12 protein-coding genes are annotated in these 13,495 nt (G+C 53.2%); all 12 read left to right on the top strand.

Annotated features, from left to right (window positions below):
* Positions 1-11: 11 nt before the first annotated feature.
* The 12 genes from GYMC52_RS10110 (at position 12) to GYMC52_RS10055 (ending at position 13,268) form a co-directional block, all read left to right on the top strand.
* A complete protein-coding gene (locus tag GYMC52_RS10110) occupies positions 12-785 on the top strand; it encodes an enoyl-CoA hydratase-related protein (RefSeq protein WP_013145053.1) in 774 nt (257 codons plus the stop codon).
* A gap of 16 nt (positions 786-801) precedes the next feature.
* Positions 802-2,319 (top strand): aldehyde dehydrogenase family protein, encoded by a 1,518-nt coding sequence (locus GYMC52_RS10105; protein WP_011231523.1) that lies wholly within the window; start codon positions 802-804, stop codon positions 2,317-2,319.
* Positions 2,320-2,569: 250 nt separating this feature from the next.
* Positions 2,570-3,433 carry a 3-hydroxyacyl-CoA dehydrogenase gene (locus tag GYMC52_RS10100; RefSeq protein WP_013145055.1) on the top strand — a complete coding sequence of 288 codons (864 nt, stop codon included), beginning with the start codon at positions 2,570-2,572 and terminating at the stop codon, positions 3,431-3,433.
* A 26-nt stretch (positions 3,434-3,459) separates the two neighbouring features.
* Complete coding sequence (locus GYMC52_RS10095; protein ID WP_013524005.1) at positions 3,460-4,671, top strand: thiolase family protein; 1,212 nt, start codon at positions 3,460-3,462, stop codon at positions 4,669-4,671.
* Positions 4,672-4,933: 262 nt separating this feature from the next.
* Positions 4,934-5,791, top strand: coding sequence for a phenylacetic acid degradation operon negative regulatory protein PaaX (gene paaX / locus GYMC52_RS10090; RefSeq protein WP_013524004.1), 858 nt, complete (start codon positions 4,934-4,936; stop codon positions 5,789-5,791).
* A 185-nt stretch (positions 5,792-5,976) separates the two neighbouring features.
* Positions 5,977-6,927 (top strand): NAD(P)H-dependent flavin oxidoreductase, encoded by a 951-nt coding sequence (locus GYMC52_RS10085; protein ID WP_013524003.1) that lies wholly within the window; start codon positions 5,977-5,979, stop codon positions 6,925-6,927.
* A gap of 186 nt (positions 6,928-7,113) precedes the next feature.
* Positions 7,114-8,256, top strand: a complete 1,143-nt coding sequence (locus tag GYMC52_RS10080; RefSeq protein WP_013524002.1) for a Leu/Phe/Val dehydrogenase — start codon at positions 7,114-7,116, stop codon at positions 8,254-8,256.
* A 120-nt stretch (positions 8,257-8,376) separates the two neighbouring features.
* Positions 8,377-9,390, top strand: a complete 1,014-nt coding sequence (locus GYMC52_RS10075) for an ABC transporter substrate-binding protein (RefSeq protein WP_013524001.1) — start codon at positions 8,377-8,379, stop codon at positions 9,388-9,390.
* Positions 9,391-9,404: 14 nt separating this feature from the next.
* Positions 9,405-10,397: an ABC transporter permease gene (locus GYMC52_RS10070; RefSeq protein WP_013524000.1), complete on the top strand. Its 993-nt coding sequence runs from the start codon at positions 9,405-9,407 to the stop codon at positions 10,395-10,397.
* Positions 10,372-11,166 (top strand): ABC transporter ATP-binding protein, encoded by a 795-nt coding sequence (locus tag GYMC52_RS10065; RefSeq protein ID WP_013523999.1) that lies wholly within the window; start codon positions 10,372-10,374, stop codon positions 11,164-11,166. Before GYMC52_RS10070 ends, GYMC52_RS10065 begins: the two co-directional genes overlap by 26 nt.
* Positions 11,167-11,205: 39 nt before the next feature.
* Entirely contained in the window at positions 11,206-12,276 is a 1,071-nt protein-coding gene (gene pdhA / locus GYMC52_RS10060) for a pyruvate dehydrogenase (acetyl-transferring) E1 component subunit alpha (RefSeq protein WP_013523998.1), read from the top strand.
* The gene (locus GYMC52_RS10055) at positions 12,273-13,268 is read left to right on the top strand and encodes an alpha-ketoacid dehydrogenase subunit beta (RefSeq protein ID WP_013523997.1); all 996 of its coding nucleotides are present in this window, start codon (positions 12,273-12,275) and stop codon (positions 13,266-13,268) included. Before pdhA ends, GYMC52_RS10055 begins: the two co-directional genes overlap by 4 nt.
* Positions 13,269-13,495: the final 227 nt, after the last annotated feature.

Genomic DNA, 13,495 nt, shown 5'->3' with positions numbered 1-13,495 from the left:
GGGGGCGTTCGATGTACGAAACGATCCGTTATGAAGTGAAGGGACAAGTCGCCTGGCTGACGCTCAACCGCCCTGATCAGCTCAATGCGTTTACGGAACAAATGAACACTGAAGTGACAAAGGCGCTAAAACAAGCAGGGGCGGATCCAAACGTCCGCTGCGTGGTGATCACAGGCGCCGGCCGGGCGTTTTGCGCCGGGGAAGATTTGAGCGGCGTGACGGAAGAAATGGACCATGGCGACGTGCTGCGCTCCCGATACGCGCCGATGATGAAAGCGCTTCATCATCTTGAAAAACCGGTTGTCGCAGCGGTGAACGGGGTGGCGGCCGGCGCGGGCATGAGCTTGGCGCTGGCGTGTGATTTCCGGCTTCTCTCGGAAAAGGCGAGTTTCGCTCCCGCGTTTATTCACGTCGGTCTTGTGCCGGACGCGGGCCATCTCTACTATTTGCCGCGTCTTGTCGGGCGGGCGAAGGCGCTTGAGCTTGCGGTGCTCGGGGAAAAAGTGACCGCCGAGGAAGCAGCTGCGCTCGGACTGGCGACAAACGTGATTCCTCTATCCGCTTGGGAAGAGGAAGTGAAGCGGTTTGCTGAGCGGCTCTCTGCCATGCCAACGAAGGCGATTGGACTCATCAAACGGCTGCTTCGCGAAAGCGAGGAAACGACGTTTGACCGCTACCTCGAACGGGAAGCGGAATGCCAGCGCATTGCGGGATTGACATCCGACCACCGCGAAGGCGTCAAGGCGTTCTTTGAAAAACGAAAACCACTATTCCAAGGAAACTAAGCAAGGGGGAAAAACGATGGCGACTGTCAAACAAAAGAAAATGGAACCGATGCCGACCAAACGTGATTTCTATCATTTGATTGTGAACGGGGAGCGGGTCGAAAGCGCCTCGGGCGAAACATTTGTGGTGACCAATCCGGCCACTGGCGAACCAGTCGCCCGCGTCGCCAAAGGGACGCGCGAGGATGCCGAACGGGCGGTGCAGGCGGCAAGGCAAGCGTTTGACCGTGGGAAATGGCGTCATTTTCCGGTGCAAAAACGGGCGCGCATCTTGTACCAAATTGCGGCCATCATGCGCGAACGTTTTAATGAATTGGTGGAATTGGAAATTTTGAATACCGGCAAAGCGTTGTCGGCTGCTCAAGGGCAAGTAATGCAGGCGATTGAAGACTTTGAATTTTTCGCCGGGGCGATCATTGGGCACCGCGGGGCGGTCAACCCGATGCCGGGGGCGTTTCACAACTATACGGAAAAAGAGCCTGTCGGTGTGTGCGCCCAAATCATTCCTTGGAACTATCCGCTCATGATGGCGGCTTGGAAAATCGCGCCTGCCATTGCCGCTGGATGCTCGGTCGTCGTTAAACCGGCGTCGCTGACGCCGCTCACCTGCCTTGTGCTGGCGGAAATTTGCCATGAGGCCGGCGTGCCGGAAGGGGTCGTCAATGTGGTGACGGGCGCCGGAGCGGAAGTTGGGGACTATTTGGTCGAACATCCGCTCGTCGACAAAGTGGCGTTTACCGGATCGACGCCGGTGGGGAAGGAAATTATGGAGAAGGCGTCGAAAACATTAAAACGGGTGACGCTCGAGCTGGGGGGCAAATCGCCAAGCCTTGTGTTTGCGGACGCTGATTTAGAAGCCGCTGTCGCCGGCTCATTGTTCGGCATTTTCTACAACAGCGGCCAATCGTGCGAGGCGCGTTCCCGCTTGTATGTGCATGAAAGCATCTATGACGCGTTTATGGAAGCGTTCGTGGCCAAAACGAAGCAGCTGAAACTCGGCGATCCGTTTGATGCCGGCACGCATGTCGGGGCGATCATCAGCCGCGGGCAGCTGGAAGTGATTGACGAATATGTGCAATCGGCTGTCGCCGACGGAGCGACGGTCGCTGCCGGGGGAAAAGAGGCGGTTGTCGCTGGGTTTGAAAACGGTTACTGGTATGAACCGACGATTTTGACGAACGTGAACCATCAAATGAAAGCGGTTCGTGAAGAAATTTTTGGACCGGTTGTCGTCGTGATGAAATTCCGCGATGAAGCCGAAGCCATTGAATTGGCGAACGACAGCGACTATGGACTGGCCGCCGCGATCTGGACGAAAGATCATGGCCGCGCCGTTCGCGTAGCGAAACAGCTGCGATCCGGCATTGTCATGGTCAACAGCCCATTCTCCGCTTTCCCAGGCACGCCGTTTGGCGGCTACAAACAGTCCGGATTTGGGCGCGAGCTGTCTGTCGAGGCGCTTGATTTGTACACAGAAACGAAAAGCGTGCTGTCGTATTACGGACCGCGTCCGCTTAATCCGTTTGGCGTCTAAGGGCTTTTGCCGTTTTGCGTTTGCCCATATACGAGAGCGTGTCGCGTCCTTGGAAGCAACGTTCAGTTTGCCGCCCTTGAAGGCAAGAGCTGGTTAGGGCAAGCGTGGAGAGACACGCCCGCTCGTTTGCCGAGCACCCCGTCGCTCTTGATGGGGTGCCCATTCATTTAACGGCGTCCGCCGCTTGGCGAAAGGCACGCCGGCTTGATGCATCAGCCGTCATATGCGAAAAAAGGAGAGGGGGAAGACGATGATCGAACGCCTTGTTGTTGTCGGCAGCGGCGTGATGGGGAGAGGCATTGCGTATGTCGGCGCTGTCGGCGGGTTCCAGACGACCTTAGTGGACATTAAGCAAGAACAATTGGAGAGCGCCCAGAAGGAGATTGCTTCGATTTTTGAACAGGCGGTCGCTCGAGGGAAATTGACCGCTGGCGAGCGGCAAGAAGCCGAGGCGCGCCTGTCGTATTCACTTGATTTGGCGGCCGCTGTGCGCGATGCCGATTTGGTGATCGAGGCGGTGCCGGAAAAGCTTGAATTGAAAAAGCAAGTGTTCGAGACGATTGACGCCCATGCGCCGGCGTCGTGCTATTTTGCGACGAATACGTCCACCATGAGTCCGACCGAAATCGGTTCGTTCACGAAGCGACCGGAGCGGGTGATCGCCATGCATTTTTTCAATCCTGTTCATAAAATGAAGCTTGTGGAAATCATTCGTGGCCTTGAGACGAGCGACGAAACGGCGCAAGTGGCGAAAGAAGCGGCCGAGCGAATGGGAAAAGAGACCGTTGTCGTCAATGAGTTTCCGGGATTTGTCACGAGCCGGATCAGCGCCCTTGTCGGCAATGAAGCGTTTTACATGCTGCAAGAAGGGGTCGGGACGCCCGAAGAGATCGACAAGGCGATCAAGCTCGGCCTCAATTTCCCGATGGGGCCGTTTGAGCTTGCGGATTTAGTTGGGCTTGATACGAGATTGAACAACTTAAAATATTTGCACGAAAAACTCGGAGAAAAATACCGCCCGGCGCCGCTGTTGGAGCAATACGTCAAAGCGGGGCGGCTTGGCCGCAAAACAGGCCGCGGCGTCTATGACTATACGAATCGGGAAAACAGCTGATTCGCTAGAAAAGGAAGGGAGAGAACATGGGCAGAGAAGTCGTGATTGTGGATGCGGTGCGCACACCGATTGGCCGCTACAAGGGCGCGCTAAAAGAAGTCAGGCCGGATGATTTGGCGGCTGTTGTCATTCGAGCGCTCATCGAGCGAAATCCGAATGTGCCGGTCGAGCAAATTGATGACGTTGTCTTTGGAAACACCAACCAAGCCGGCGAGGACAATCGAAACGTCGCCCGCATGGCGGCGCTGTTGGCCGGGCTGCCGATTGAGGTCGCAGGGGTGACGGTCAATCGGCTGTGCGGTTCAGGGCTTGATGCGGTCAATTATGCGGCGCGGGCGATTTTGGCCAATGAGGCCGATATCATGATCGCGGGCGGCGTGGAAAGTATGACGCGCGCCCCGTTTGTCATGGCCAAACCGTCAAGCGATTTTCCGCGCGGCAACATCGAGATGTATGACACAACGATCGGTTGGCGCTTTATCAATCCGAAAATGCACGAAATGTATGGCACCGACAGCATGCCGCAAACGGCGGAAAATGTGGCGAAGCGATTCGGCATTACGCGCGAGGCGCAAGATGAGTTTGCTTACGAAAGCCAAATGAAAGCGAAACAAGCGATCGAAACGAATCGGTTTGCGGATGAACTCGTGCCGGTCGTTTATCACGATCGAAAAGGCAACCGCGTTGTCGTCGATAAAGACGAGCATCCGCGTCCGGATACGACGCTTGAGAAACTGGCGAAGCTGCCCCCATTGTTTGAAAACGGCACGGTGACGGCCGGCAACTCTTCCGGCGTCAACGACGGGGCGGCGGCGCTGCTAGTCATGAGCGCAGAGAAGGCGAAGGAACTCGGCCTCAAGCCGCTGGCGGTTTATGTCACCTCGGCGGTCGCCGGCGTTGAACCGGCCGTGATGGGAATCGGTCCGGTTTTTGCGACACGCAAAGCGTTGCGCCGCGCCGGGTTGTCGCTTGACGACATCGGACTTGTCGAGCTGAACGAGGCGTTTGCCTCGCAAGCGCTTGAATGCATCCGGCAGCTTGAGCTCGATCGGGCGAAAGTGAACGTCAACGGGGGAGCGATTGCCCTCGGCCATCCGCTTGGCGCGAGCGGCGCCCGCATTTTGACGACATTGATTTACGAAATGCGAAAACGCGGCGTCACCTATGGCTTGGCAACGATGTGCATCGGCGTCGGCCAAGGAATCGCGACGATTGTGAAAAACGCGGACGAACGGTGAGAGCGCTTGCCTTGGTTCAGCGGAAAGGCTGGTTATGTTCAGACGACGGCCCGTCATACAGCCGGTCTGGTTGAATGACGCCTGCCTAAGTTGATGAAGCTGCCGAAGCTGCGGCCGCATGTTTGCATGCCGTCGAGAGCCGCCTGCTTTTTTAGCGGTGCGGCTCTTTTTTATTCCTTTTGTTTTTTCGTCCGTCTTGCCAGCGTGAGAAAAGTTTGTTACGATTATAGTTCGAACACAAGATAAAGGGAGTTTCGGAAAAATGAATACGCGTTCACTCATTTTTACCATTTACGGCGACTACATCCGCCGCTACGGCGGTGAAATTTGGATCGGGAGCCTCATCCGCCTCCTCCGCGAGTTCGGCCATAACGACCAGGCGGTGCGAGCCGCGGTGTCGCGCATGAGCAAGCAAGGATGGATTCAGGCAGAAAAACGCGGCAATAAAAGCTACTATTCCCTTACAGCGCGCGGCGTCAAGCGGATGGAAGAAGCGGCCCGGCGCATTTACAAAACGCGTCCCGAGCATTGGGACGGGAAATGGAGGATCCTGATCTATACGATTCCTGAGGAGAAGCGGCATTTGCGCGACGAACTGCGAAAGGAGCTTGTTTGGAGCGGGTTCGGCACGATGTCCAACAGCTGCTGGATTTCACCGAATAATTTGGAACAACAAGTATACGACTTGATCGACAAGTATGACATCCGCCCGTATGTCGACTTCTTTTTGGCCGAATACGACGGACCGCATACGAACAAGCAGCTTGTGGAAAAGTGCTGGAACTTAGAAGAGATGAACGAAAAATACGAGCAGTTCATTGCGGTTTACAGTCAAAAATATGTGATTGACAAACATAAAATCGAGCGCGGCGAGATGTCGGACGCGGAATGTTTTGTCGAGCGGACGAAGCTCGTCCATGAATACCGAAAATTTTTGTTCATCGACCCCGGCTTGCCGGAAGAGCTGTTGCCGAATGAGTGGATGGGAAGCCATGCCGCCGCCTTGTTCAACGACTATTACCAACAACTAGCGGCACCGGCCAGCCGTTTCTTTGAAGCGGTGTTTCAGGAAGGGGCAGAGCTTGACAAAAAAGAAGAGGAAGAGATATCGGTGGAATGAACCGGGATGCACGGCGCAACGACAGCTGTGCATCCCGGTTGCCGTTCATCACGGTTCTTAAAGTGCTCCGTTATCATGCGAAGAAAGGATATTCGTGTTTTGAAAAATGGTTATCATCTATTCTCGTTTTCTGAAAAATGCGGTATAATTCAGCTATAACGTATTTTTAACGGAGTGTGAATGTAATGAATGATGTTTGCCGTTTGCTCAATCTTGGCTATCCGATCATTCAAGGGGGGATGGGCAACATCAGCAACGCCGAGCTGGCAAGCGCCGTATCGGAAGCAGGGGGGCTCGGAACGATCGGCGCGGGGACGATGCCGCCCGATGAGGTGGAGGCGCTGATTATCGAAACGAAGCGGCGCACCAACCATCCGTTTGCTGTGAACATCCCGCTGCAGGTGACGCCGCACGCCGCGGAGATCGCCGAACTTGTCATCCGCCATCAAGTGCCGGTTGTTTCGCTTTCAGCTGGCAATCCGGCGCCGTGGATTCCACGTTTTGCGGAACATGGCATCAAGGTGATCGTCGTCGTCGCCTCGGTCAGCCAAGCGAAAAAAGCGGAAGCGGCTGGAGCGGATCTCGTCGTCGCTGAGGGGTATGAGGCGGCGGGAATCAACTCGCCGCTAGAGTTGACAACGATGACGCTCATTCCGCAGGTCGTCAGCGCCGTCCGCATTCCTGTCATCGCTGCCGGCGGCATCGGCGATGGACGCGGCTTGCTTGCCGCGTTGGCTCTCGGCGCCCAAGGGGTGCAGCTCGGCACAAGGCTTGTGGCAACGAAGGAAGCTCCGTTTCATGAAGCGTATAAACGACGGCTTGTCGAGGCAAAGGAAAATGAAACGGTCATTGTCGGCCGTTCGGTCGGGCGCATCCGCCGCGTCATGCGCACGCCGTATGTCGAGAAGCTGCTGGAGTATGAACAGCAAGGCATGCCGCTCGACGAGTTTCAAGAATATACATCGGAGGATCGTCATCGCCGCGGCGCCCTCCTCGGCGATTTCCATGAAGGATTTATCAACGCGGGGCAAATCGCTGGCCTCATCGATGACGTGCCAACGGTGGCCGAGCTGTTTGAACAAATGATGACGGAAGCCAAAACGCAGTGGCAATCATTATCCACACTATTTCGCTGATCGAACGAAGACGCCTGTCAAACGGCGTCTTTTTTTGGCGATGAAAAATTGGTTGGTAGAGGGTTGACACTGACAATGAACATCGTTACTATAAAAATAGTATAACGTTATTTTAACGTAATAATATTTTTTGTTATATTAACTTGAAAACGCTTTCAAGCGGTGAAGCAAAGGAGAGGGGAAGCGATGAATGTCATGCTATCGCCAAACATGTTACAAAGATTGGATTTGTTTTTCCAAATGCGTGAACATGAACAGGTGGTGTTTTGTCTCGATGAAGCGACCGGCCTAAGGGCGATCATCGCCATTCATAGCACGGCTCTTGGGCCGGCGCTCGGCGGTTGTCGGATGCATCCGTATGCCACGACGGAAGAGGCGCTCGCCGATGCGCTTCGGCTGTCGAAAGGGATGACGTATAAATGCTTGGCCGCTGATGTCGATTTTGGCGGCGGCAAAGCGGTGATCATCGGCGACCCGCGCAAAGACAAATCGCCGGAATTGTTTCGCGCTTTCGGTCAGTTCGTGGAGTCATTAGGCGGCCGGTTTTACACGGGCACCGATATGGGGACGACGCCGGACGATTTCGTGCACGCCATGAAAGAGACGAATTGCATCGTCGGCGTTCCGGAAGCGTATGGCGGAAGCGGCGACTCATCCGTGCCGACTGCTGTGGGCGTTGTTTACGGCATTCAGGCGACGAACGATGTTGTGTTCGGCAGCAAGCACTTGCATGGCAAAACGTATGCGGTGCAAGGGCTCGGAAAAGTCGGAAAAAAAGTGGCGCTTCGTTTGCTTGAGGAAGGGGCGGATTTGTATGTGTGCGATTTGAACGAAGCGGCAGTCAAAGAGGTCATGGCGTACGGCAAGCAAATCGGGGCGTCCGTCAAGCCGGTGAACGGAACGGATATTTATCGCGTCCAAGCCGATGTGTTCATCCCGTGCGCATTTGGCGGCGTCATCAACGATGAAACGATCGCCGAGCTGCGAGTGAAAGCGGTCGTCGGTTCGGCGAACAATCAGCTGGCTGACAAACGCCACGCCCGTATGTTGAAAGAAAAGGGCATCATGTATGCCCCCGATTATATCGTCAACGCCGGCGGCCTCATTCAAGTGGCCGATGAACTGTACGGAGCGAACAAAGAGCGGGTGTTGGCGAAAACGAAAGCGATTTATGATACGCTGCTCGCGATTTATGCGCGGGCCGAATCGGAAGGAATAACGACGATCGAGGCAGCCGATCAATTTTGCGAAGAGCGGCTCGAGAAACGCAAACGCCGCAATCATTTTTTCACGCACCAAAAGCGGCCGAAGTGGGATATTCGACGTTAATGCCGAGTCTATCCATATGAAAAAAATTATCTGAAAATAAGTAATATAATACCTTATTTTTCAATTCAGAGAAAAATCCTTTTGGAAAGCAGCGATCAAAGAGGCGAGGAGGAATCATTCATGAAACAAGCGATCAAACGATTCGCGATACCGATCGTTTTCGGAGTTTTGGCGCTCTCAGGCTGTGGGGGAGAAGAGAAGGCCGCGACGAACGGTGCGAAAGAAGATGGAAAGCAGAAAACGTTTACGATTGGCGTCACCCAAATCATTCAACATCCATCGTTAGATGCTGCCTTCAATGGATTTAAAAAGGCGCTCGAAGACGGGGGATTTAAAGAGGGGAAAAATGTTCGGTACAATATTCAAAATGCCCAAGGCGACATGAACAACAGTCAAACGATCGCCAATAACTTTGTATCGGATGGGGTTGACCTCATTTTTGCCAACTCGACTCCGAGCGCGCAAAGCGCGCTCAACGCGACGAAAGACATTCCCATTGTGTTTACATCCGTGACGGATCCGGTGGGCGCCGGTTTAGTTCCATCGATGGATCAGGCGGGGGAAAACATCACGGGAACAACGGACAGCCATCCCGATGCGATTCGCAAAACGATTCAATTCATCGATGAGCAAACGGATGCCAAAACCGTTGGGCTTATTTATAACGCTGGCGAACAAAACTCGTTGGCGCAAATTGAAAAAGTGAAAGAAGCGGCGAAACATACGGATTTGAAGTTGGTGGAAGCCTCCGTTTCGACCACAGCCGAGGTGAAACAGGCCGCGGAATCGTTAGTGGGCAAAGCGGATGTGTTTTACATCGTGACCGACAACACCGTTGTATCCGCCATTGAATCGGTTGTAAGCGTTGCTAATGAGAAAAAAATCCCTGTTTTTACGGGAGAGCTCGATTCATTAAAACGAGGCTGCTTTGCGGCGTATGGGTTTGATTACTACGATATCGGCTATCAAGCTGGCAAAATGGCGGTTGCTATTTTAAAGGGGGAAGCTAAGCCGTCTGAGATCAAACCGGAATATCCGAAAAAGCTGAAGCTCGTCATCAATAAACAAGCGGCGGAAAAACAAGGAATCAAACTGAAGCCGGAGTGGGATCAAATGGCGGAATACATGGAATGAAAGGATGAGTGCTGTTGTTGACATCCATCACAGGAGCAGTGGAATCAGGACTGATTTATGCCATCATGGCATTAGGAGTCTATTTATCGTTTCGTATTTTAGATTTTCCGGATTTAACGGTAGACGGCAGCTTTGTGACCGGGGCCGCGGTGGCGGCGACGTTGATTGTCAACGGGGCCAATCCGTTTGTGGCGACGTGTCTGGCGCTTTTCGTTGGATTCGCTGCCGGGTGTATGACCGGGCTTCTTCATACAGCAGGGAAGGTCAATCCGCTTTTGTCGGGCATTTTAATGATGATTGCGCTTTACTCGATCAATCTTCGCATCATGGGGCGTTCAAATGTACCTCTTTTAAATCAAAAGACCGTCTTTACAACCATTCAAGAATGGGGGACGAAAATCGGACTTGACTCGGCCGCGGCGAAAACATGGGGAATTCTCCTGTCGATGACGTTGCTTGCTCTTTTGTTTAAATGGTTCACAGACTGGTTTTTACAGACGGAAATTGGGCTTGCGATTCGGGCGACGGGCGATAATCCGCGCATGATTCGCAGCCTGTCGGCGAACACCAATTTGCTCATTGTCTTAGGGTTGGGCCTTTCCAATGCCATGGTCGCGTTCTCGGGGGCGCTTGTTGCCCAGTACGGCGCGTTTGCCGATGTCGGGATGGGAATTGGCATGATCATTATCGGTCTGGCTTCTGTCATTATCGGCGAAGCGGTATTTGGAACGAAAACGATCGCGCGAGCCACGCTTGCCGTGATCGGTGGAGCGATCATTTACCGCATTGTTGTGAGTCTCGCTTTGCGCGTCCAATTTCTTGAAACAGGGGATGTGAAGCTCATTACGGCATGCATTGTCATTTTGGCGCTCGTTGTTCCGCAAATGGTTCGTCAACAAAAAGAGAAAAAACGCAAAGAAGAAAAAAGACGGAATCGAGCGCAGGTGATGGCCGTTGCCGCAACGGGAAAGGGTGAGGCGGATGTTGCAGTTAAAAGGGATTTATAAAGTGTTTCATGAGGGAACGCCTGACGAAAAGATCGCGCTCCAAAACATTCATTTAACGCTTCGAAAAGGAGATTTTGTCACTGTTATCGGCAGCAACGGAGCAGGAAAATCAACCTTGATGAATTTGATTTCAGGAGTGTTGTTTCCTGATGAAGGGACGATTTGGATTGACGGTCAAGATGTCACCATGATGCCGGAATACGTCCGCTCCCGCTATATCGGAAGGGTGTTTCAAGATCCGATGGCCGGAACGGCGCCAAACATGACGATTGAGGAGAATTTGGCGATGGCGTATACACGCAATCAAAAGCGCACGCTCCGCCGCGGAGTGACGAAAAAACGGCGCGATGATTTTCGCGAGTTGCTCTCCACCCTTCATCTCGGTTTAGAAAACCGTCTTCAGGCGAAAGTCGGCTTGCTCTCGGGCGGAGAGCGGCAGGCGTTGTCTTTGCTTATGGCGACCTTCACTGAACCTGCCATTTTGCTGCTTGATGAACATACAGCGGCCCTCGATCCAGCCAGAGCGGAGTTGATCACCAACTTAACAAAAGAGATTGTGGAGCGATATCGATTGACGACCTTGATGGTCACCCATAATATGCAGCAGGCCATCGATTTAGGAAACCGCCTCATCATGATGGATAAAGGGCAGATCATTTTCGAAGTGGATGAGAATGAAAAGAAAAGCTTAACGGTAGAAAAGTTACTCGCAGAATTTCAACGCATTCGCGGGGAACAGCTCGTGAGCGATCGTGCGGTATTGAGCTGATCGATCAGCCATTCAAATACCATGGAGAGGAGGAATGGTATGGAACGCGATTTTCCGATTGTGCAAGTATTAAATGAAGAAGGAACGATTGTGCAGCCTGAATATCGTGAACAAATCACGAAAGAATTGACGATGACGATGTACCGCCATCTGATTCGCACGAGAATGGTTGACCGAAAATGTGTCAGCCTGCAGCGGCAAGGGCGCATCGGGACGTATGTGCCGTACGAAGGGCAAGAGGCGTGTCAAGTCGGAAGCGCGCTTGCACTCAACGACGGTGATTGGATGTTTCCGACCTACCGCGATCATGGGGCGATGATGACGTTCGGCCGTTCCTTAACGCAAACGCTTTTATACTGGAAAGGGCGGACGGAAGGGTGTGTTCCACCTGAGGGGAAAAAAATCGTTCCGCCGAGCGTTCCGATTGCCACGCAACTCCCTCATGCAGCGGGGGCGGCGTGCGCCGAAAAATGGAAGGGGACGAAAAATGCGGTGATTGTGTACTTCGGTGATGGGGCGACATCAGAAGGAGATTTCCATGAGGGATTGAATTTCGCGAGCGTTTTCAACGCGCCTGTCGTCTTTTTCAACCAAAACAACCAATATGCGATTTCCGTTCCGATCACCCGTCAGATGAAGACAAAAACGATCGCGCAAAAAGCGTTGGCGTACGATATTCCCGGTCTTCGCATCGATGGAAATGACGTGTTTGCCGTGTATTTCAAAACAACTGAGGCGCTCGAGCGGGCGAGAAACGGAGGGGGGCCGACGTTAATCGAAGCGGTGACATGGCGTTATGGCGCCCATACGACGTCCGATGACCCGTCCAGATATCGCGACCAGGAGGAAAGCAAGAAACGGCGCGAAACAACCGATCCGATCAAGCGGGTCGAGCGGTTGATGCAGCGGGAAGGCTGGTGGGATGAAGAGTGGGCAAATCAAGTGCAAGCGGAAGTGGACGCGGAAATCGAGCAGGCGGTTGTGGAAATGGAGAGCTATCCAAAAGCGAATGTATCTGACATGTTTGACTTTGTGTTCGCCCAACCGACATGGACGATTGCGGAGCAGAAAGAAGCGTATCTTCAGTGGAAGCGGGGGATGGAAAGGTGATCACCAAAGTAGGCGTCAAATCGCTCACCATCGTGCAAGCGGTCAATGATGCCCTTCGTACCATGCTAAAAGAGCGTGAAGATGTCATCCTGCTCGGGGAAGATATTGGAAAAAATGGTGGTGTGTTTCGCGCCACCGAAGGATTGCTTGAGGAATTTGGTGAGGAGAGGGTGATGGACACGCCGTTAAGCGAGGCAGGATTTACTGGTGCAGCGATTGGAATGGCGCTTGGTGGATTTCGTCCTGTCGTAGAAATTCAGTTTTTAGGTTTTATCTATCCAGCCTATGAACAAATCATGACCCATGCGGCACGCATGCGTGCGCGGACGAGAGGGCATTTTACCGTGCCCTTGGTCATTCGCGCCCCGTACGGCGCAGGCGTGCGAGCCCCGGAAATTCATTCGGACAGCACGGAAGCGCTGTTTACCCATATGCCAGGCATCAAAGTCGTCTGTCCCGCGTCGCCGTATGACGCCAAAGGGTTGCTCATCGCCGCGATTGAAGACCCGGACCCTGTTCTCTTCTTAGAACCGATGCGCAGTTATCGTGCGTTTCGCGAAGACGTTCCGGAAGGAAAATATACGATTGAAATTGGCAAAGGGAAAAAACTACGTGAAGGGGACGACGTGACCGTCATTGCATGGGGAGCCATGGTGCCGGTCGCCATAAAGGCGGCGGAAGAAGCGAAGAAAAAAGGGATTTATGCCGATGTCATCGACTTGCGTACGCTTTACCCGCTTGACAAGGACATCATCGCCGAGTCGGTGCAAAAGACAGGGAGAACCGTGATCGTTCAGGAAGCGCATGCGACGGGTGGATTGGCCAATGATATTCTCGCTGTCATCAACGATACTTCGTTTTTCTATCAAAAAGCGCCGGTCGAACGGGTGACGGGATTTGACGTTCCTGTGCCGTTTTTCGCTTATGAAGACGATTATTTGCCAACGCCAGCGCGCGTTTTGCATGCCATCGAAAAAGTGATGAATTTCTAGCGGCGCGAGAGGAAGACATGAAATTCCCTTTTTGTCCGCACCCAAGCAGCAACGAATGTTTGTTAGAAGCGGTAGAAGCATTGAGATCAGGAATCATTCATCTTTTGCCAATGAAACAGAAAGCAAGTTCGGAAAACACCGCCTCGCCGCATTGAAACGGTTTTTCGAGTGTGGAAGATGATTGTGCAAAACACGGATGAATCATAAACGAAGAGCCATGCCCTCTG

It is taken from the genome of Geobacillus sp. Y412MC52 (assembly GCF_000174795.2).
GTDB lineage: Bacteria > Bacillota > Bacilli > Bacillales > Anoxybacillaceae > Geobacillus > Geobacillus thermoleovorans.
Note: the sequence above shows the minus strand (reverse complement) of the source record. Positions and strands in the feature narration are given on the sequence as shown.

Bases quoted from the DNA above. Each gene is read 5' to 3' on its own strand.
- GYMC52_RS10075 (WP_013524001.1), top strand. From the start codon at position 8,377: ATGAAACAAGCGATCAAACGATTCGCGATACCGATCGTTTTCGGAGTT.
- GYMC52_RS10065 (WP_013523999.1), top strand. From the start codon at position 10,372: ATGTTGCAGTTAAAAGGGATTTATAAAGTGTTTCATGAGGGAACGCCT.
- GYMC52_RS10110 (WP_013145053.1), top strand. From the start codon at position 12: ATGTACGAAACGATCCGTTATGAAGTGAAGGGACAAGTCGCCTGGCTG.
- GYMC52_RS10095 (WP_013524005.1), top strand. From the start codon at position 3,460: ATGGGCAGAGAAGTCGTGATTGTGGATGCGGTGCGCACACCGATTGGC.
- GYMC52_RS10100 (WP_013145055.1), top strand. From the start codon at position 2,570: ATGATCGAACGCCTTGTTGTTGTCGGCAGCGGCGTGATGGGGAGAGGC.
- paaX (WP_013524004.1), top strand. From the start codon at position 4,934: ATGAATACGCGTTCACTCATTTTTACCATTTACGGCGACTACATCCGC.
- GYMC52_RS10085 (WP_013524003.1), top strand. From the start codon at position 5,977: ATGAATGATGTTTGCCGTTTGCTCAATCTTGGCTATCCGATCATTCAA.
- GYMC52_RS10105 (WP_011231523.1), top strand. From the start codon at position 802: ATGGCGACTGTCAAACAAAAGAAAATGGAACCGATGCCGACCAAACGT.
- pdhA (WP_013523998.1), top strand. From the start codon at position 11,206: ATGGAACGCGATTTTCCGATTGTGCAAGTATTAAATGAAGAAGGAACG.
- GYMC52_RS10080 (WP_013524002.1), top strand. From the start codon at position 7,114: ATGAATGTCATGCTATCGCCAAACATGTTACAAAGATTGGATTTGTTT.